Annotated in this window: 16 protein-coding genes; 4 read left to right on the forward strand and 12 right to left on the reverse strand. The window is 49.5% G+C overall.

Annotated features, from left to right (window positions below; genetic code table 11):
- Nucleotides 1–72: 72 nt before the first annotated feature.
- From A0W33_RS01020 to A0W33_RS01035, 4 genes are all read right to left on the reverse strand, one after another.
- Entirely contained in the window at nt 73–744 is a 672-nt protein-coding gene (locus A0W33_RS01020) for a LytR/AlgR family response regulator transcription factor (RefSeq protein ID WP_068836437.1), read from the reverse strand.
- A gap of 48 nt (nt 745–792) precedes the next feature.
- Nucleotides 793–2,301 (reverse strand): sensor histidine kinase, encoded by a 1,509-nt coding sequence (locus A0W33_RS01025; RefSeq protein ID WP_229802010.1) that lies wholly within the window; start codon nt 2,299–2,301, stop codon nt 793–795.
- 190 nt (nt 2,302–2,491) lie between these two features.
- On the reverse strand, nt 2,492–3,076 hold the full coding sequence (locus tag A0W33_RS01030; RefSeq protein WP_074937161.1) for a hypothetical protein: 585 nt from the start codon (nt 3,074–3,076) through the stop codon (nt 2,492–2,494).
- 162 nt (nt 3,077–3,238) lie between these two features.
- On the reverse strand, nt 3,239–3,874 hold the full coding sequence (locus A0W33_RS01035; protein WP_068836440.1) for a dioxygenase family protein: 636 nt from the start codon (nt 3,872–3,874) through the stop codon (nt 3,239–3,241).
- 1,149 nt (nt 3,875–5,023) lie between these two features.
- On the opposite strand from A0W33_RS01035, the gene A0W33_RS01040 reads away from it, so the two are divergent.
- Nucleotides 5,024–6,343 (forward strand): erythromycin esterase family protein, encoded by a 1,320-nt coding sequence (locus tag A0W33_RS01040; RefSeq protein WP_082815091.1) that lies wholly within the window; start codon nt 5,024–5,026, stop codon nt 6,341–6,343.
- Nucleotides 6,344–6,459: 116 nt separating this feature from the next.
- Here the strand turns inward: A0W33_RS01040 and A0W33_RS01045 are convergent, their stop codons facing one another.
- The 3 genes from A0W33_RS01045 to A0W33_RS01055 all read right to left on the reverse strand — a co-directional run bounded on the left by A0W33_RS01045 (nt 6,460) and on the right by A0W33_RS01055 (nt 8,995).
- Nucleotides 6,460–7,581 (reverse strand): trans-sulfuration enzyme family protein, encoded by a 1,122-nt coding sequence (locus A0W33_RS01045; protein ID WP_068836441.1) that lies wholly within the window; start codon nt 7,579–7,581, stop codon nt 6,460–6,462.
- Between the two features lie 113 nt (nt 7,582–7,694).
- Entirely contained in the window at nt 7,695–8,159 is a 465-nt protein-coding gene (locus A0W33_RS01050; protein ID WP_068836442.1) for a RidA family protein, read from the reverse strand.
- Between the two features lie 47 nt (nt 8,160–8,206).
- Nucleotides 8,207–8,995: an SDR family NAD(P)-dependent oxidoreductase gene (locus tag A0W33_RS01055; protein WP_068836443.1), complete on the reverse strand. Its 789-nt coding sequence runs from the start codon at nt 8,993–8,995 to the stop codon at nt 8,207–8,209.
- Nucleotides 8,996–9,562: 567 nt separating this feature from the next.
- Here A0W33_RS01055 and A0W33_RS01060 point away from each other — a divergent pair.
- Together A0W33_RS01060 and A0W33_RS01065 are read left to right on the forward strand one after the other, a co-directional pair.
- Nucleotides 9,563–10,372 carry an alpha/beta fold hydrolase gene (locus A0W33_RS01060; RefSeq protein ID WP_216637169.1) on the forward strand — a complete coding sequence of 270 codons (810 nt, stop codon included), beginning with the start codon at nt 9,563–9,565 and terminating at the stop codon, nt 10,370–10,372.
- Nucleotides 10,373–10,510: 138 nt separating this feature from the next.
- Nucleotides 10,511–11,221, forward strand: a complete 711-nt coding sequence (locus A0W33_RS01065) for a DsbA family oxidoreductase (protein ID WP_068836445.1) — start codon at nt 10,511–10,513, stop codon at nt 11,219–11,221.
- 112 nt (nt 11,222–11,333) lie between these two features.
- Here the strand turns inward: A0W33_RS01065 and A0W33_RS01070 are convergent, their stop codons facing one another.
- The 3 genes from A0W33_RS01070 to A0W33_RS01080 all read right to left on the reverse strand — a co-directional run bounded on the left by A0W33_RS01070 (nt 11,334) and on the right by A0W33_RS01080 (nt 16,938).
- The gene (locus tag A0W33_RS01070; protein ID WP_068836446.1) at nt 11,334–13,820 is read right to left on the reverse strand and encodes a TonB-dependent receptor domain-containing protein; all 2,487 of its coding nucleotides are present in this window, start codon (nt 13,818–13,820) and stop codon (nt 11,334–11,336) included.
- Nucleotides 13,821–14,122: 302 nt separating this feature from the next.
- The gene (locus A0W33_RS01075; protein ID WP_068836447.1) at nt 14,123–16,552 is read right to left on the reverse strand and encodes a M56 family metallopeptidase; all 2,430 of its coding nucleotides are present in this window, start codon (nt 16,550–16,552) and stop codon (nt 14,123–14,125) included.
- A 20-nt stretch (nt 16,553–16,572) separates the two neighbouring features.
- Nucleotides 16,573–16,938 carry a BlaI/MecI/CopY family transcriptional regulator gene (locus A0W33_RS01080; RefSeq protein WP_068836448.1) on the reverse strand — a complete coding sequence of 122 codons (366 nt, stop codon included), beginning with the start codon at nt 16,936–16,938 and terminating at the stop codon, nt 16,573–16,575.
- A gap of 593 nt (nt 16,939–17,531) precedes the next feature.
- On the opposite strand from A0W33_RS01080, the gene A0W33_RS01085 reads away from it, so the two are divergent.
- On the forward strand, nt 17,532–17,912 hold the full coding sequence (locus A0W33_RS01085; RefSeq protein ID WP_068836449.1) for an STAS domain-containing protein: 381 nt from the start codon (nt 17,532–17,534) through the stop codon (nt 17,910–17,912).
- Between the two features lie 100 nt (nt 17,913–18,012).
- On the opposite strand, the gene A0W33_RS21035 is transcribed toward A0W33_RS01085, so the two are convergent.
- Complete coding sequence (locus A0W33_RS21035) at nt 18,013–18,189, reverse strand: hypothetical protein (protein WP_172798072.1); 177 nt, start codon at nt 18,187–18,189, stop codon at nt 18,013–18,015.
- A gap of 195 nt (nt 18,190–18,384) precedes the next feature.
- A complete protein-coding gene (locus tag A0W33_RS01090) occupies nt 18,385–18,711 on the reverse strand; it encodes a hypothetical protein (protein ID WP_068836450.1) in 327 nt (108 codons plus the stop codon).
- Between the last annotated feature and the right edge of the window lie 100 nt (nt 18,712–18,811).

The raw sequence follows: 18,811 nt of genomic DNA on the forward strand, positions 1-18,811 counted from the left end.
GCAGGTCCTGCGAGCGTCTGGTTTAAATAATCGGCGTACAAGGTCTTTCCAAAATGGTAGGCTTAAAAGAATTCAAAGCTGCAACTGCTGCATATAAGATGCTCCCACCGGCACATCATGCCCCTTTATTCCAACCTGGTGCCGTTCAATTTTATCAATCCTATCTTTTGCCACTACATAGGAGCGGTGCACGCGGGTAAAACGCTCAGCTGGCAGCTGCTCCAGCAATTCCCCCATGGTCATGCGTGTCAGCAGCTTTTTTCCTTCCAGCACAAACGTAACATAGTTGCCGGCCGCCTCCATATACAGGATTTCATCAAACTGCACCTTTACCTGCTCGTACCCAGTTTTCAGGAAAATATAATCTTTGGGAGGCACGGCCCCAGACCTAAGCTGCAGCAGCTCCTGCGCCTTGTTGCAGGCTTTTATAAAACGGGGAAGCGAGAAAGGCTTTAGCAGGTAATCCACGGCGTCCAGCTCAAAACTAGTGACGGCATGCTCGGAATAAGCCGTGGTGAAAATTACCATTGGCTTTTTCTGCAGGCTGGCCACAAACTCAAGCCCGGTAATATCCGGCATCTTTATGTCCAGGAAAAGTAAATCAACAGACTCCTGCTGCAGGTATTCCAGCGTCTTGAAGGCATCAGTGAAACTCGCTTTCAGCTCCAGGAAGGGCACCTTGGTGGCATGGGAACGCACCACCTCCAGGGCCATCGGTTCATCGTCTATCGCTATTGCCTTCATGTATACTTGCTGCTGATATCCACTCAATTTACCACCAGTTGCGCTTAATTACAACTGCAGGGTCAGGTGCACGAAGTACTCTTCCAGCGTTTCGCGTATCACCAACTCGTGCTTGCCGGGATAAAGCAGCGCCAGGCGCTGCTTCACGTTCTCCAGGCCCACACCTGATTTGTTTTTCTCCGGGTCCAGGTCCTGCTTTGGCTGAATGCTGTTGTACACGTCAAAGTAGAGTTTGTTATCCTCACAGTGCAGCGTTACCCGTATCCAGGACTTGTGCTTTAAACTGATGCCGTGCTTGAAGGCGTTCTCCACAAAAGGGATAAGCAACATGGGCGCAATAAATTTGTCCGTCACCACATCCTCCAGCTTTGCCTGAATGCTTATGTCCGGTGAGGTAGAGGTGCGCAGCGACTGCAGTGCAATGTAGTTGTGCATGTACTCGATCTCGCGCGACAGCAGTATCTTGTGCTGGTGGTTCTCGTGCAGCATAAAACGCATCATATCGCCCAGCATCTGTATGCCCTGTGCCGTACGGTCGCTGTTTTCCTGTAGCGCGGTGCCGTAGAGGGTGTTCAGGGTGTTAAACAAAAAGTGCGGGTTGATCTGCGACCGAAGGAAGTCAAAGTTTGCATTGGAGCGCCCCAGTTCCTTCTTCAGCACATACACTTCCTCGTTTCCCTTCAGGTGCCGCTTAAACAGCACCCACGATAGCGGTACGGTCATGAACAGTTGAAAGGCCGTGTTGAACATGCTTATTCCCAAAGCCGTTTCCTCGTCCTGAATCAGGAGCACCACCAAAATCGCGACAGGCACGGTGGCAAGTATAAGCAGCAGCAAAACCTTCAGAACATAAGAGGTATAAGGTCTTTTCTTGCCTAATACCCGCGGAATGAGCACCTGGAAAGAATAGAAGTATACTACAATGGCGCTGGGAATAACTATTCCCCACCCCAAAAGCAACACGCCATCAGCATCCCCCAGAATGAACAGAAACATACTTACCATCCACAGCACGAAGGCAACTACGGCATCCCTGGTAATAATCCTGTACTTGGATTGGATAGCCTCGGAATTGTTCAGCAGGTAGGTGCCGGCATACTTGAAGGCCGTGTAAAAACCGAAGATCAGCAGCAGCCAGAACGCAAAATGGAAGCTGCCCTGAAAGATGATGTCGTAGGTTTCCTGCTCGTTGTTGTACTGGTTAAAGAGGTAGTTCTTGGAGTAGGTGTCGAGTATGCCAAACACTGTGCCTATCACCAAAAAAGTTACCACTATCAGAAATATACTCTGAGCCAGGGCTTCTTTGCGGATGAGCTTGGGAGCCACTTTAAAGTTGAGCAGCAGAAATGCCAGGTACAGCAGCGTGTAGCGCACCAGTTGCGGAAAGAAATAGTCTTCGTAATAGTTAAACGGAATCCTTGCCTCATCAAACAGATACTTGTTTGATGCTCTGTCTGTGGCCAGGAAAAACACGGCGAAGGCATAGATGGTGGTAGCTGCCCAAAGTTCTACTTTGTTTATTTGGAAAGGCTTTGCTACAAAACTTTTTAAGGACATATCATTCATATAACAATGTTAGGTTAAAGCACGGAGGAAAGGTAAAAAAAGTGATGAAAGGCCGGTAATATGTGATAGAATCCGCTGTGCTTGCCAAACGTGCTAACGACCAGGGGCAGCGGAAGGAAAGCAAGGTTAAACTGCTACAGCGTTAGCGGAAGGGCCGCTTTGTTCATAGCTGCGGCCGCCCCTACTCCCCTCCGGGAAGCATGATATACTCGCCCCGGCTGTTTCCCACAGAAATTGCTACCTGCCCAGGTACAGGTGTTGATTTGACTTGGTGCGGGAGTGCAAGTGCAAGCTGCTTCGCGTGCAGTGCATGACCGGCAGGAAGGGGCTGCAGCACCAGAGGCTGCACCAAGTCTGTGGTCTCATACGCTGCCCAGGAAACTCCCGTAAATCCTTTAATAATCAGACCAAAGAGGTAGTCGATTGTTTTATTGTAGTCAAATTGCTCCTCTGTTTTGAATGCTGCCAAACGCTCTCCCCAGGAGGTGCATGCCACCGCCAGAGTGGCGTTAGTATTACGGAGATGAATCAGCGGTTCTGTTTGAGGTGCATTTGATTCTAAGCCTGTCCTAACAGGAGGTTCTGTGGTCTGTAAGCCCAAGGTAGCTATTGCTTTGGAAGCCACACAGGAAGGAGCGGTTTCTGTACATTTACTGGACATGTTGCTCTCTGGTGCATAAAAGACGGCGACCAAAAGCCCGAGTGCCAGCAACAAGCCCCGTCTTATTGTAACGTCGTTTTTCTGGTGGTATGGTATAGCCTTCATAGTGACAAGAGTTTTAGTTGTAGTAATGCTGTTGTTAACTATAAGCAATGTTACGTAGCATTCAGAACAGCTAAAACTTTATGTGACGGAAGGCGGGAAGGATGTGACGAAACGACATTTTAAAGTATGAGTGTCACCAGTATTGCCTGTAAAATGGGATTGCTACTTGTAATCCGGCACATTTTTCCCTAACACAAAATCGCGATTACCCACTAACAAATCGCCTTCTTTGCGCAGGGTTAGCAAACCTGTACTTCCACCTCTGGGTGATGCTGGCTTGATTTCAGTTTGAGTTAGCAAAGGGTCTCCCTTAAAGTGGTAACTTTCCAGCCAATAGTACTTGCCGTTTGGCTCCAGAATGGTAGGGTGTATGTGGGCTGGTGAGGACCTGTCGGGGTAGGTGCCCGGCATCAAGGTGTAAAAAGTATACGTGCCATCGCTGCCGGTTTTAATCCAGCCCCGGATGTAGCCATGCCGTTTTGCCCATCCTGTTTCAGCCCCTGTGGTGGGGTATACTCCGCTCTGGTCGGTGTGGTAAATGTACAGAACAACGTCTTTTGCTGGCGTTTTACCGTCTGGCATATAGATAGTTCCTGTCACCTTGAGCTTTGCTCCGGGCGTGTTAAAGCCCGGCAGCGTATCAACTGCGCTTAGCTTTTTATCGCCAAATTCAAAAACGGCCTCACAGCCCTCACAAGAACCGCCAACTAACCTTGCTTCGGCCTCCTTCGTGCTCTGCGCCTGTGTACAGGAGCTTATACAAATCAGAGAAATCAGAACATAAAGCATTCTTTCCATAGCCGTTTATACTGAGGGTACCACTCGCTATCCGACATTCATATCATCCGTGCAACAGCCAATATATATCAGCACGATCATTCAGCGGAACGTGCACCACCATACTACTTTGCTCTACAGGCTCAGTACTTACTTAGCAGTACTTACTGATGTAAACGTAAAAAAAGCAGCGCAGAGGCGATGACGCGCATGAAAAATTCGCGTCATCGCTTCCGCGCTGCTTTAATTTGCTACGATAGTGTAAAAATAACTGGGTCGCCCCTGATATCGCTTAATTAAGCTGTACGACCAAAGACAAATACGAGCAGGAAGCCTTCTCTCGAAGCACTAAAATCCGGTGGTAGGAGCTTATTTCAAGTCAGTGGCAACCGCAGTTACCTTGTGCTCCCGTATCCATTCAATTCACCTGCGGTAGGGGTTGGTGCCAGCACTTGCCGGCGCCGTTAGATCCCGGCAGGCCATACATGCCTGCCGGGATAGTCAGGGAAGCTTTCTTTAAGGCCTGCACACCATTGGGATAGGTTTTGAGATGTTCTTGAAGAGTAATTTCATAGTTTTATTTTGTGGTTCTTTCTTGCTCTATCCAGATAGTGGTGTGACAGGCGCCTTAAGTATGGGAAAGGTGCGCAGCTTCGGGCTTGGCTTCAACAAAATGTGATGAACAGGGCAAAAGATGTGACGAGTACGGCCTGTGCTGGCTGCTCAAACAAATCCTCCGGTTCCAGGAAACCAGGCATGAAAAAAGGCTGGAAGATGTAATAACAGCAGCAAAAATGGGTATAGCACCTTACCACAGCGTGCCTTTGCCGGATCACAATGGCTTCACAATGCTTTCACATATAACCCTCTGGCGGTAAAACGCCTGGTGCCGCTGCGCCTGCACAGCCTTTAATCCTGCTGGTGGTGAAGTTAATCCCGTATGTAATCAGGCAAGTTATACTTTGCCGCCTGCTATTTTACTATCTCTTCCTTTTTTTAATCCTAAGTATCCCATCCCGGATTAAGCTATAAATACTTATTTACCAAGTATATAATCTTATTTATTCAACCCTCTATAGTCCTATAAGTATAAAATTATTTTACCGCTTTTGCTAGCGCGTAATTAGATGTCTTTAACAGACGGATATTGTAGAGAAAGAGAGACTGCTTATGAAAAAGATACACCTATTCCCGTTATTGTTCACACTCGTATTTTTCTCCTGCTCAGTAGGCGAAAGTGACAAAGATGTAGAGGATGTAGCAGCCATCCCCGCTGAAGCGATGCATGCTTTGGAATCAGATGCGGACCTGGATGTACTGCTGCATGAGATAGGAGATGCCCGACTTGTTTTGCTTGGAGAAGCGTCGCATGGAACATCGGAGTTTTACACCTGGCGAGCACGGATAAGCAGAAGACTGGTGGAAGAGAAAGGCTTCAAAATCATAGCCGTGGAGGGAGACTGGATGGATACTTACCCGCTCAACAATTACATCAGAGGAAACAGCAACTATACTTCGGCTGAGGCAGCTTTGAAGGAGTTTGACCGTTGGCCAACCTGGATGTGGGCGAACAAGGAAATCGCTGAGCTGGCGGAATGGCTGCGCGCTTATAACCAGGGCAAAGCAGCCAACGCGCAGGTTGGCTTTTACGGGTTGGATGTGTACGGGATGTGGGAATCGCTGGAGGCAGTGCAGGCGTACCTGCAACAAACGGATCCTGCCGCTGCCGAAAGTGCCCGGCAAGTGCTAAACTGTTTTTCCCCTTACAGCCAGGACGAGATAGCCTACGCCCGCGCCACCCTTACCTCATCCGACAACTGCGCAGACGAACTGGCTAAACTGCTGGAAGACGTGCAGCAACGTGTGGCTGCTGAAGGAGCTAAGCAGGAGGCAGCCTTTAACGCCCTGCAAAACACCATGGTAGTCGTGAATGCCGAAAACTACTACCGTACCGCCGTCCGTAGCGACGCGGCCTCCTGGAACATCCGGGACAGGCACATGACAGGTACCATCGAAAGGCTTTTGGCGCACCATGATCCGGACGCGAAAATTATTGTGTGGGAACATAACACGCACGTAGGCGATGCACGCGCGACCACCATGGTGGAAGAAGGAACAGTGAATGTGGGGCAACTCGTGCGGGAGCAGTATGGGCCTGAGAACGTATGTATTGTTGGCTTCGGTACATATACCGGAACCGTGCTTGCTGCACCGAGTTGGGGAAGCCCGGTGCAGGTAATGAAGGTGCCCCAGGCAAAGCGGAATTCCTGGGAGTGGATACTGCACAACCAGGAACCACCAAACAAGCTGATTTTCCTGGATGCGCTCGGGCAGAACTCTTTTTTCCAGCGGCGCATCGGCCACCGTGCCATTGGGGTAGTGTATAACCCGAATGCAGAAAGCGGAAATTATGTGCCTTCGGTATTACCCGATCGCTACAATGCCTTTGTTTTCATAGACAGAACAAAGGCGCTCCAACCGCTACCATAAAATTAATTTAGTGTTTTTTATACTTCGAAAGCCCCCTGAACCTGTATTCGGGGGGCTTTCTTTGTGGGCATGGGTGCAGAGCTTTTACAGTTCTTAAGGAGTCTCTGATTTAAGGGTTATTCAAGTGCAGCTGTCAGATCCCGCGCCAGGTCGTCCACATGTTCTATTCCAACAGATAGGCGCAGCATGCCATTGGTTATTCCCTGCTCCAGCCGTTCCTGTTCGGTCAGGCTGGCATGGGACGAGGTGGCGGGCTGGCAGATGGTACTGTCCACCCCACCCAGGCTTAAAGCAGGCACAATCAGTTCCAGCTTGTCCAGAAACTGCTCGGTCTGCATCGGGTTCTTTAGTTCGAACGAAAGCATCCCCCCGAATCCACCTTTCATTTGCCTGGCAGCAACAGCATGGTTGGGGTGCTGCCGGAGGCCAGGATAGTACACTTTTTGCACCTGTTCGTGTACCTGTAACACCTCGGCCAATTTCATGGCGCTGGCGTTCTGCTTCTCCACCCTAAGTGCGAGTGTCTTTAGACTGCGCTCAATCAGGTAACAGTCCAGGCCATTCAGGCTGCCCCCATAGTTGAGGGCGCTTTGGTAAATAACGTCTTTTAGTTTATGTGAGGTGATGACAGCTCCAAAACACAGATCGTGGTGCCCACCCAGGTACTTCGTGCCGCTGTGCACCACCATGTCGATGCCCAGCGGGATTGGGTTTTGATTGATAGGGGTAGCAAACGTGTTATCCACCACAGTCAGCAGCCCCTTCCTTCGGGCTATAGCGCCGATTGCCTCCAGATCAACGATGGCAAGCAGCGGATTCGAAGGCGTTTCCGTGTAGATGAGCTTTGTGTTCTCCTTCACCATCTGCTCAATGTTACCCATAGCAGCATGGGGCACAAAATCGAAAGCAATGTTATACTTGGGGAATTCCTCTACCACCAGCTTCATGGTGCCGCCGTAGATGTCCTGCGAGAACAGGACATGATCCCCGGCTTTGAGAAAGGAGAAGAGCGCCGTGGCAATGGCCGCCGTTCCAGAGCTAAAGATCATGCCCGCCTCCCCCTGCTCCAGTTTGCAAAGCTTGTCCACTATGGCAAGCTGGTTTTCAGTGTTGTAGTTTCGGGGGTATAGAATTTCGTCATAGCCCCGGTACCGGTTTGCGGTGGAGGTATAAACTGGTGTATTGACTCCCTGGTGCTGTTGCCGGTTGTGGACGCAGTTGGTTTCTTTGCTGTACATAAGGTTCAGGTAAATACTGTTGAGAATTTTGATAGCGGGCGGGCGGCACAAGCACAGGTGGCAATGAGGGCTTTGATTGACTACTGCGTTCTGTTGGTGTGCATGTTTGCTGCCTATACTTCCACCTCCAGGGTCACCTCTATTTCTACGGCAATGCCACCCGGCAAAGAGCCCATTCCGACAGCTGAGCGCACATGCTTCCCTTTCTCCTCAAAAACCGCAAGTATAAGATCTGAAAACCCGTTGATCACTTTGGGATGATCCGCAAATTCAGGTGCCGCATTCACCATTCCCAGCACCCGTACAAACCGCTTTACACGGCTTAAATCACCCAGTGCCCGCTTGATGGTTGCCAGCACACAAATCCCGGCGTTGCGGGCTGCTTCGTAGCCCTGCTCTACAGTAAGGCCCTCTCCCACTTTGCCCACGTCAATGGGGGTTGGTTTCCCGCAGAAGCTGTGCCCGGACAGGTACAGCAGGTTTCCCACCTGCACATGCGTGATGTAGCTGCCAATAGGATCAACAGGGGCAGGAAGTTCTATTCCGAGGTTCTTTAACCGTTCTTCAGGATGCAGCATAGCGCTTTATATGTTGCTATTTATACTTCAGTTATTAAAGAAACACGCTACATCGAACGGTGCTTCAGTGTCCGCTCCCGCAGTGCTGCAAAGTTGGCTACAGCAAACTCGTCTATTTTCTGTGGCTCCAGGAAGTTAGTTTTGATCTGCTCTTCCCGCTGCTTTCCACCTAGAATAACATTTATCTCCTTGTTCAGCAAGCCCTCCACTGCAGCCCGGGCTACATCATCAGCCGAATCCATGTCGCCTACAACGGCTGTTTTCATCATGTCTGTGTCCGTTGCCGATGGGTAAACGGTCATCACGTGCAGCGGGTACTGGTGTAATTCCCGGCGCATGGCATCAGAAAACTGTCCTACGGCCGCCTTAGTCGCGGCATACACACTGTAAAACGGCATGGCAATGTAGCCGTACCCCGAAGAAACATTCATGATGGCGCCTGCTTCGCTCTTTTGAAGCAGCGGAAGTGCCTTTTTGGTAAGCAGGATCAGGCCTGTAACGTTAATGTTTATCTGATTTATAACATCTTCGTCGCTTACCTCATGTAACAGGCCGGCACTTACCACACCGGCATTGTTGATCAGGATATCCAACTCCCCCCAGGTTTCCGTCACTTCAGAAACCACCCTATCCAGGTCCTCCACTGAGGCAACGTTTCCTTGTATGGGCAGGAAATTAACGTTATCAAATTCAGACTGCAGTGCCTCCAATGGCTCTCTTCTTCGTCCTACCACGGCAATGTCCTGCACGCCCCGTGCTGCCAGTTCTTTGATGAGAGCCTTACCTATACCAGCGCTGCCACCCGTAATCAATACTTTTTTGTTTTTAAGATCCATGCGTTCTTTCTTTAGCTTGTAAAGAAAGAAACGGCAAGCTGAGGCTATGAGTTATACTAACAGGCGCAACAACCGGGTAATTGGCTGCCACTAGGTATTTACCCACTCCGCCCGGTATTAGATGCGATTGCCTGCAGCCCACCTGTAGCAAGTGCGGCTTTATGGTATTTGCGCGGTGCAAGTACGGATTATTGCCCATAGTGTTAGTTACCGCAAGCTATTCCCCGTATCTATGTTTATGCAATTTAGCAGAAGGAAGGCATTACTTTCTTTTTGCTTGAAGAATGCAAGACAAAGGAGGGTCACCTGGTTGGGTGCTGAGGATGGCCCTCCTTCTGTCTGCTCTTCAAAGTGCCTGCAACCCCAGCGGTTAATTCTCCAACAGCTATTTCTCCAAATCATTTCCTCACCAGAGATCTCAGACCACAGCCTTGTTGCCGAAAAGTAAGGAGCAAGTGCGGAAGTATGAGTGGTTTTTCTAAAAATTTCTCAGGCTATTCTTACAGCCAGGTATAAATGGCGTACAGGTATAGCATGGAAATACTGGTAACAAACCGAGGCACAACTTTGTACACGCTTCTTTTCCCAAACCCCGGGAAGGAAACGGTCATCCTGTTGCATGGCGGGCCGGCCGCTCCAGAAGACCTGGGGCCGGTGATCGATTTCCTGGCCCCGCATTATCAGGTGATCTACTTCCACCAGCGTGGTACACGCAAGTCCCCCTGCCCCGCTGACAGCTATTCCATGAAGGAGTATGTAGCAGACATAGACAGCATTGCCGCCCATTTCAGCCTGCAGCAGTTTCATCTGTTCGGACACTCCTGGGGCGGCCTCTATGCGCAAATATACGCGGCACAAAGCCCAAACAGGCTGTTGAGCGCCTTCTTGTGCAGCCCCGCCTCCGGCACAGGCAAGCAATGGGCTGAAACAGTGTTGGAGATAGCAGACTTCAACAGGAAGAAAAGCAGCCTGCCGGAAATCCTGTCACTGGGGAAAGATGCCGCACTCGGCCTGCTGGGCAATGATGAAGCCTATAAAGAATTTCAAACTCAGTTTGCGCGCAACTGCAACAAGGGCTACGAGGTCAGCAACACAGTTCCGGTATACGTGGAGTTACTGAGTGCCACTGCGATCAACAGTACCGTAAAGGAAATTCTGCGCTACCCCATACTTCCCAGGCAGCCACATCCGGGATACAAAATCACGATCACATACGGCGACGATGATATCTACGGGGACAGCCCACGGTATGTCCGGGAAAGGTATCCCACGGCCACAGTTGCCATCATTCCGCGCAGCAGTCATTTCCAGTGGCTCCACAACCCGGAGGCGTTTTTCCATGTGCTGGCCGCGCATTTTGATCTCCAGGTTGCCTGAAAAACAGCGGGCATACAGCCCAACCCTTATCTGATGGTGCCTAAGCTGTGGCAGAAAATCTGTATTTGTATCGACAAATTAAACTAAATTTCGATACATTTGTTTATACAAGTATCACACAAACAACGAACGACAGACATGAGCAAGCAGAAAATAAAAATAGACATTGTATCTGATATCAACTGCCCCTGGTGCTACGTGGGCGAGCAGCGCCTGAAAAAGGCTATTGCCGCTACTGAGGGTACGTATGAGTTTGACATCAACTTTAAGCCGTTCGAGCTGAATGCCAGCATTCCGCAGGAAGGCGTAGACAGAGTGGAGTATTTCAAAAACAGCTATGGCCCTGGCATCGTTTCACAGCTCGATACCATGAACCAGCGCATGACCGACGCAGGCACAGAAGAAGGCATACAGTTCAACTTTGACAAGCTGCCACGGGTAAATAACACCTTTAACGGCCACAGACTTATTTGGCTGGCTGATCAGCATGGTGTGCAGAAAGCCGTAGCCAATGCCCTTTTCTACAGCCACTTTACCGAAGGCAAAAACATGAATGATACGGCAGTGCTGAAGGAGGTAGGTATAGCCAATGGCATTCCGGCAGAAAAGCTGGAAGGATTTTTTGAGGGCGAGGAAGGAACAAAGGAAGTGCGCGCGCTGGAGCAGTGGGCTCAGGCATCCGGCATCACGGGTGTACCCGCTTTCATCATCAACGACAAGTACCTGGTGAGCGGCGCCCAACCGGCAGCCACCTTCCTGAACGTATTTTCGGAGGTTGCGCCCAAGGCACCCGCTTTTGAAGAAATTAAGACGGAGGGAGACAGCTGCGGCATCGACGGCAACTGCTAAACCCTATACATATTACCTATACCACAAGAAAAGGCCGGACAAATGTCCGGCCTTTTCTTGTGGGTTATTTCTCACTTAAACTTTTTTTCCTACAACTCCTTCGGCAGTTGTGTTAGTTGCCCGTGCGGTTCAATTCATCCAGGCTGTTGTTGCGGCGGTTCGCCTTGAACTCGGCACCCCGGCTGAAGTTGTAGCGTAGCGTGACGCCAACATTGCGGCCACGGAAGTACTGGTCAAAGTCATTGATGTTCTCCCCAATGTCAGTTGTGAAGACAAGCCTGTAGGTTTTAAAAATGTCGTTCACGTTCAGGCTCACATCCAGCTTATCATCCAGAAAAGATTTCTTTACGGCAGCGTGTACCCACCACATCGGCGCAATACGGTATAATCCTGAAGCAGCCGGGCCCCGGTACACGCCGTTCACCTCCAGCTTAAATTTCTTTGGAAGTAGAATGTTGTGGTTTGTCTGCACCATGTAGAATATCTGGTCGTTCACCTCCAGCTCATTACCTATCAGCATGGTGTATTCGTTGTAGGCGGTAACAAGCGTGTTGTTGGTGTCCCAGTTCTTCATGATCTGGAAGGGCAGGATGGCGGTCAGGCTGATGTTCTGCGCGTCGTCCACATTGCCGGTGGTATAGATGGTGGTGGCGTTCTCCACATCCAATATGGGCAGCTCAGAAATCACATCCTGCAGCAGTTGATAGTTAAACACCAGGCTGTAATCTTTCTTAAATACCTGTGTTATGCCGAAGGCGTGCGTGTACTGCGGCCGAAGCCCCGGATTGCCCTGCACGTACGTATAAGGGTCGCGGTACGAGATGAAGGGATTCAGGCTGCCGTAGTTGGGGCGCTGAATGCGGCGGCTGTAGCTGTAGTTTACCTGGTAGTTTTCATTCAGCTTCTGTTGTACAAATATGCTGGGGAAGAAATCAAGGTACTTCCGTTTTCGTATGTCCCCCGTGGTGAAGGATTCCCCAACAGACCTTGTCTGCTCTGCCCGCAGGCCCGCCTGCACCGTATAATTATCTCCGAATTTGCCGTTCCAGTTAAGGTAGGCGGCGTAGATATCCTCGTCATACACAAAGTGGTTCGTGCGGTTCAGGTCCAGCACCGGCACCTCGCTGTTGTTAAAGTAAAAGCGCGAATCGTTATCGGAAACCACCCGGCTGGCTTTGGCGCCCAGTTCAAGTTTATGCCCTTCCATGAGCGGGCGAGCAAAGTCTACCTTCGCGGCGTAAATGTCGAAGCCGTTCGGTGTGTCGGTATAAAGGAAATCCTGCCGCACAGGCTGGTCGGTTGCCAAAGAATCATAAAAGTTATAGAAATTCCCGTAGCCCCTGTTGGTGATTTTCACAAAGTCTATGTCTGCCGATAAGGTGGTTCCCACAGTATCGAGCTTGCCCTGGTAGTGCAGGTTCGTGGTGAAGTTGGAGAACCGGTTCACATTGTAGTTGTTCGCGTCGATGTAAAGCAAAGGCTGGTTTGGAGCAGGCCCAATGTACGTATCGGTCAGAAAATCAGAATGCAGTTTGTTGGTTCCGTAGTTGGCCATAAACCCGATGCTGTGCACCTTGTTGATGGTGTAGTCTGTACCCACCCGCACCACGGGCGGGCCCTCTACCTCATAGTTGCCGGTAGCTACCTGATCAAAATAAGTGGTTTGCGCCTCATTGAAAAACACACGTGTAAACGTTGCTTCGCGCCCCCCTACCCGGCGCGCCATGTCCAGGTTTATGTAGGAATTCCACTGGCTGGTTTTGTAGTTGATATTCCCTCCGGTGGAGTAGCCGTGCTGCTTGCCGTTATAGTTATAGCTGCCGTACACGCTGCCGTTCATTCCCTGCTGCGTGTTCTTTTTCAGGTTGATGTTCAGGATGCCCGATGATCCTTCGGCGTCATACTTGGCAGATGGGTTGGTGATGATCTCAATATTCTTGATGTTCTCGGCGGCCATACCCTCCAGCAGTGTGCGCAGGTCGCGCGAAGAGAGGTAGGTCAGTTTCCCGTCCAGCATCACCGTTACCCCTGATTTACCATTGAGCTGTATGTTTCCATCCTGATCGATGTAGACGCCCGGAGATTTTGCCAGTACATCATAGGCAGTGTTACCCGCGGCCATGGCAGTGCCCTCAATGTTCACCACCATACGGTCAGCCTCCATGGTAATGGTGGGGCGCATGGTCTCCACGTTCACCTCCTGCAGCTGTGTGGTAGCCGGACTTAGCCGGATAGTGCCCAGGGCGCTGCTGCGGTTAGTTTCTGTAATGGAAACAGGACCGATGCTCTTTGTTTGGTAACCGATAAAACTGACAGCCAGCACATATGTTCCGGTGCTCACGTTGGTAAAGGAGAAGGCGCCCTGGGCATCTGTCAGGGTACCATCCACTGCTTGTGTCTCTCCTTGCCTTAGCAGGGCAACCGTGGCATAATCAATGGGTTTACCTGACACAGAATCAGTGAGTACGCCCGTAATCTTACCGCTGTGCTGAGGCGTGGATGTTGCCGAGGCTGGGGTTCCTTCCTGCGCCAGGGCAGTGATTGAAACGCTGCTGAACAGGCATAGCTGTCCCAGCAAAAGAAGTAATCCTTTTTTCATAGTATTAGATCAAGAAGTTATATTACCGAATGGTGAGAATTATTGGCAGTGCCTTAAAGACAACCAAATAACAAGAACGTTGCACCGGCTGCTGCAAAAATTTTATACTTCGCCCCCCTCCCATTGCAAAGACGAAGCAGACAGCAAGGCATTACAGCGTGCCACTGAAAAAGGGCAATTATTTTTCAAGGGATGAAAAGGGAGAGAAGTGCCTGCAGTTCATTTCTCCTCGGTTTCTTAATAAGCGATGCAGCGCTTACAACACCTCTGAGTTTTAGCAGCCTAATGGAAGGTGCTTCTGACTATTTATTTTTCAGCGACTCCATCGCCATGCCATGGATTTTGAGGGAAACATACTTGTCGATGCTGTTCAGGTTGTAGCCCTCTTCCCTGGCTTTTTTAATGAATGCGCCATCAACACGGTGAATTCTGGCCGCAACAGCATCATCTATACTGATGTCTTTGAAGCCTGCCTTTTGAAGCTCTTCCACGAAAGCTGCATTCACCCCGTGAATTTTGGCAGACACTATATCCCTGAAGCCGATATTTTCAAACCCTAATGCCCTTATCTCTTTGATTGAAGCCGCATTCAGGCCGTGAATCTTCGCCTCTACCACCTGGTTCAGTGTCAGTTTATCCAATCCGGCCGAGCGCAGGTCTTTCACGTAGGCAGCATCCACATTGTGGATCTTGAGCTGTATTACCTCGTCCAGGCTTAGCTTGCCATAGCCCAGCCCCTGCAGCTCATTTACAAGAGAGGGGTTGACACCGTGTATTTTTGCCTCTATCAATTTATCGAGGGGCAGGTTGTTGAAGCCTGCTTTCTTCAGGCTTTCCACGAAGGCACCGTTTACACCGTGTATTTTGGCTTCCATCATTTTCTTCAGGCTTACTCCCGTAAAGTTCATGGCCTGCAGTTCCTGCACATACGCCTCGCTTATGCCGTGAATTCTGGCTTCCACCACTTCCTGTATCGATGGTTTCTTGTTGCTATACTTCTGGAACAGGGCGATGTAATTCTTAAAATCCGGCTGCTTCACACCATGTATCGCCAGTTCCAGCAAGCGGTTGCCGTCTACATTGCCATACTGCTGCTTCAGGAATTCCACATAATCCTTGTTAACGTCTCCAAAAAACAGGTGAAAAAGAAGGTTTTGATCTCTGCTGGAGATGTTGTTGCTTGTCAGGTAATTTTTAAAGCCGGCGTTTTCCGTGAAGGTATACTTCCCCTGCCCTACTTCCGCGTCCAGGTTGCCGGTTAGCTGCAGCGTGCCCGCCTCTTTCGTCAGCACATAGGTATTGTCGCCTTTTTTCTGAAATTGTGCGCTGTCGAAGCATCTGGACATGTTCCAGGAAGAGGTGTTTTTCTCGCCTTTAAAGCTGATGCAGTACTCCCCGTTTTCCCTGCTGCTGTACCAGAACCCCTCTGACATATCTGTTTGGCGGCCGGTGATGTTGATGGACATGCCGCGCTTGCCAGGTGCAGCCGAAATCACGCGCGGCGATGGCATGGGCTCCCGCACAGCTCCTATTGGCCCACGTTGCGGCCCAACCGGAGCACGTTCCTTTATTTTCTCCTTCTCAACTACTACAGGACTTTCTTCTACAGGACTTTCTTCAGTTACTGCCGCTGTTTTGGAAAGCCGGGATTCCTGTACTTTTTCCTTCACCTCCTCGTTAATGGCGCCCATTATTCGTTCCTGCACGGCACGCGGCATGATGTCGCCCATATCGCCGGCGGGTATGTTGCTGCTCACGGCTGGTTCGTTCATTACCAGGAGCGTTCCAAAGAAAAGGGGTGCCAGGAAAGCGTATTTCCAGTAAGCATGTATGGTCGATCTTTTCGCGTTCATCATCATAATTCTTTGTTTTAGTAGCGATTGGTTGTAGTTGGTGGTAATGCTGAGCGGCTTGTTCGGAACGGCTATCTGCAGCAGGTTCAATTGGTATTGTTCCTTGCGCACCTGCTCCTTCTCCAGCAGCTGGGCGTCTGTCTGGTACTCGTTGTTTTTTTCAATTTCGCGCTTCCAAAGCCACGCCAAGGGGTTAAACCAAAGTATAATTACCGCTATTTCGGCCAATAGCAGGTCGAAGCTGTGCCCCAGCCTAGCATGCACTTTCTCATGCGCGATAATCTGCTCGTAGGTATCGTAGTCGTACTCATCGGGATGTATGAAGATATATTTAAAGAAAGAGCAGGGTGCCTGTCTGCCTGCCGTGTTCACAATCACGCAATCGCCATCCTGTATCTTATCGGTGGCGGTAATAATCTTATACACGATACTGCCCACCTGGAACAGCAGGCTCAGAGTGAAAACGGCTACGCCAAACAAGTACAGCACCACTACCCAGAATACCCAGCTGATTCCCCCGCTATTTGCTGCTACCGCTTCGTTAGTTGCCGCCGCCTCTTGTGCTCCCGCCGCATCGGTGTTCACCTGTGGCGGCATGCTTACAACAGGCGCACCAGCCTCCGTTTGCGTGCCAGTTACATTTCGCACCTCAGTTATACTTGCCTCGGCGATAACATCATTTTCAAAAACCGATGCCAGGTACCCCTGCTGGCTCACCAGCGGTGGCAGGTTTATAAAAGGGAGGGCAAAGGCCAGCGCAAGGCAGCAAAGCAAGTATAACCGGTTGGCCGTAAAGAAGCTCTCCTGCTGCAGCAGCAGCTTGTAGAACAAAAAGGCAATGCCCATGGCGAAGGAGGCTTTTAGCAGTAACTCTATCATGGCGATGTGGCGTTAAGGTTTTAGCTGTTTTTCTGTGATTTTATAATGCGAACAAGCTCATCCAGCTCCTCGTCCGACAGGTTTTCTTCCTTGGCAAAGTGCGTGATCATCCTGGAAAAGGAGTTGCCGAAGTACTTGCGCTTGATGGTGGCCACATCCTCCTGCCGGTATGCTGCCAGTTCCACCTGGGGCGTGTACTGGTAAGTGTTCCCCAGCTTCGCGGCGCTAAGAAATCCCTTCTCGGTTAGTATTTTAACCATCGTGGCCACGGTGTTGTAGTGTGGTTTTGGCTCTGGCATTTCATCTATAATATCTTTGATGAACGCCTTTTCAAGCTTCCAAACGATCTGCATGATCTGCTCTTCTCTTTTTCCTAGTTTCTGCATGGTGGTAATTATTTGATCAAATATACTAACCAGTTCGGAGTATTCCTAATGTATTAGTAGTAAAACTAATCCATTAGTATAAAGGTTACGTTAATTTACCTTAATTACCTGTAAATGAGCACGAGGAAAGGGTGAAGGATGCTGAAATTTAAGAGCACCACAACGCAGATAATGCCCTTGGGTGAGCAGAGTCTATCCAAGCGGTGTGGATTTTATATTCTTATCTATTAGTACACGCTATTAAAGCCGGTGTTGAGGGGTAACTAACTACGCCCGCACGGTTAGATGTCCGCATCACCAGGCGCCTATGTAATAGTATAAAATAAGGGTTAAGGCATTCGTAAAAAGAACAACTGCCTTTACTTACTTTTAATACGCTCATTTGCACAGGCCCAGGTTCCCGAAAAAAGCCGCAGTCATTCTTCAGTATAATCCACTCAAAATCAGTAGTTCCCACAGGCCAAACTGAATTAACTACTAAATCTTTACCTAAAGGCAATGCCGCTCAAACTTCTTCTTAAATAAATAGTACAAAACAATGGTAGCGTCCGCAAGCGTTGCAGGCAAAACTATCACCTAAAAGTACAACTACTATGAATATCAAGATAAAGAAACTCGGAGAATTGAACCTGCTCCTCGTGGAAGGACGTGTAGAAGACACTGGCCTGAAGGAGATTGCGGATTCGCTGCAAGAACTTCCCTCATCAGAAGAAAAATTTATTTTGCTTGATTGTGCCGATATCAGAAAATTAGTCTTCAGCAGTATTGGATTCAGTGGCTTTATCAACCACCTGCTGCACCTTAGGTCTATGCGCGCCACGGTTACATTGGTAGGGTGCGACACCATGGTACAGCGCTTGCTGAAAGTTTTGAAAGTAGAAAACCTGTTCCTTTATGCCTCAACGATGGACGAAGCGTACCTAAGCCTGCAAAAAGGGGTTAAGTCGTCACTTGCCAGCAATCCGTTAGCCTAACAAGAACCTATACTATACACAGGAAGTATAAACAGAAGGCCCGCTTTATCTCTTTGATAAAGCGGGCCTTCTGTTTTCGCTGGCTTACCTGCAGCCTCAGTTACTTCTTTTCGGTTTGCATCAAGCCATACAGGACAGGCCCGAAAAAGCTAAGGTTCTCCAGAATGCAGGCCATACTATAAAACTTCTTCACATCTATTTCCGGTTCTTCGGCCATGGCACCTAGTAAAGCGTCTAGGCCTTCTTTATACTTCGTACTGAATTCCTCTTCTGTCATCTCTCTTTGTCCGCTAAGGTCATCTAAAAGTATAACTTTTTTTCAGCAAAAAATTTCCATTTCAGTTGATTTTACTTCGGCCAGCCGGAAGAACGTATGGTTGTGTGCTTTATACTTGGATTTGCTCAAATCCGTAGAATTCCGACGCTGTTTATCGCTAGCTTAAAATAGGGTTGTGCAGCAGAATCAGGCGCTTTACACGCCGCCGTGCACCACCATAATATAGTTTGCACTGCAGCTGCTCTTCTCCTCAAGCACCTCTACGGCTGTCAGAAGGCTTTCTGTGGCCTTTCCCTTTGCCTGCTCGCGCTTGCTAAAATGGTAATTCTGAAACTCCCGATTGGCTGCCTCGCCATAGCTTTGCGTAAATTCCCGTATCTCCATTTCCCGCACATGCGAGGTTTCGTTCAGGTACACGACCTTGAACCCCTTGCCGCAAAGTTTTTCAGAGGCAGAGCGCGCCGACTCAAAGGTTTCGAACCCGGTTAATTTGTAGCCTGTTTTTAGATCAACAAATTCCATTTCCAGTTTTTTAGTTAAAATTCCCAAGGCACTTTCCGCTCCTCATATTACACGCTAATCCGAAACTGTGCTGGTGCTAGTAAGTATACAAAACTTACCC

It is taken from the genome of Pontibacter akesuensis (assembly GCF_001611675.1).
GTDB classification, from domain to species: Bacteria; Bacteroidota; Bacteroidia; order Cytophagales; family Hymenobacteraceae; genus Pontibacter; species Pontibacter akesuensis.

Bases quoted from the DNA above. Each gene is read 5' to 3' on its own strand.
- A0W33_RS01020 (WP_068836437.1), bottom strand. From the start codon at position 744: ATGAAGGCAATAGCGATAGACGATGAACCGATGGCCCTGGAGGTGGTG.
- A0W33_RS01025 (WP_229802010.1), bottom strand. From the start codon at position 2,301: ATGTCCTTAAAAAGTTTTGTAGCAAAGCCTTTCCAAATAAACAAAGTA.
- A0W33_RS01030 (WP_074937161.1), bottom strand. From the start codon at position 3,076: ATGAAGGCTATACCATACCACCAGAAAAACGACGTTACAATAAGACGG.
- A0W33_RS01035 (WP_068836440.1), bottom strand. From the start codon at position 3,874: ATGGAAAGAATGCTTTATGTTCTGATTTCTCTGATTTGTATAAGCTCC.
- A0W33_RS01040 (WP_082815091.1), top strand. From the start codon at position 5,024: ATGAAAAAGATACACCTATTCCCGTTATTGTTCACACTCGTATTTTTC.
- A0W33_RS01045 (WP_068836441.1), bottom strand. From the start codon at position 7,581: ATGTACAGCAAAGAAACCAACTGCGTCCACAACCGGCAACAGCACCAG.
- A0W33_RS01050 (WP_068836442.1), bottom strand. From the start codon at position 8,159: ATGCTGCATCCTGAAGAACGGTTAAAGAACCTCGGAATAGAACTTCCT.
- A0W33_RS01055 (WP_068836443.1), bottom strand. From the start codon at position 8,995: ATGGATCTTAAAAACAAAAAAGTATTGATTACGGGTGGCAGCGCTGGT.
- A0W33_RS01065 (WP_068836445.1), top strand. From the start codon at position 10,511: ATGAGCAAGCAGAAAATAAAAATAGACATTGTATCTGATATCAACTGC.
- A0W33_RS01070 (WP_068836446.1), bottom strand. From the start codon at position 13,820: ATGAAAAAAGGATTACTTCTTTTGCTGGGACAGCTATGCCTGTTCAGC.
- A0W33_RS01075 (WP_068836447.1), bottom strand. From the start codon at position 16,552: ATGATAGAGTTACTGCTAAAAGCCTCCTTCGCCATGGGCATTGCCTTT.
- A0W33_RS01080 (WP_068836448.1), bottom strand. From the start codon at position 16,938: ATGCAGAAACTAGGAAAAAGAGAAGAGCAGATCATGCAGATCGTTTGG.
- A0W33_RS01085 (WP_068836449.1), top strand. From the start codon at position 17,532: ATGAATATCAAGATAAAGAAACTCGGAGAATTGAACCTGCTCCTCGTG.
- A0W33_RS21035 (WP_172798072.1), bottom strand. From the start codon at position 18,189: ATGACAGAAGAGGAATTCAGTACGAAGTATAAAGAAGGCCTAGACGCT.
- A0W33_RS01090 (WP_068836450.1), bottom strand. From the start codon at position 18,711: ATGGAATTTGTTGATCTAAAAACAGGCTACAAATTAACCGGGTTCGAA.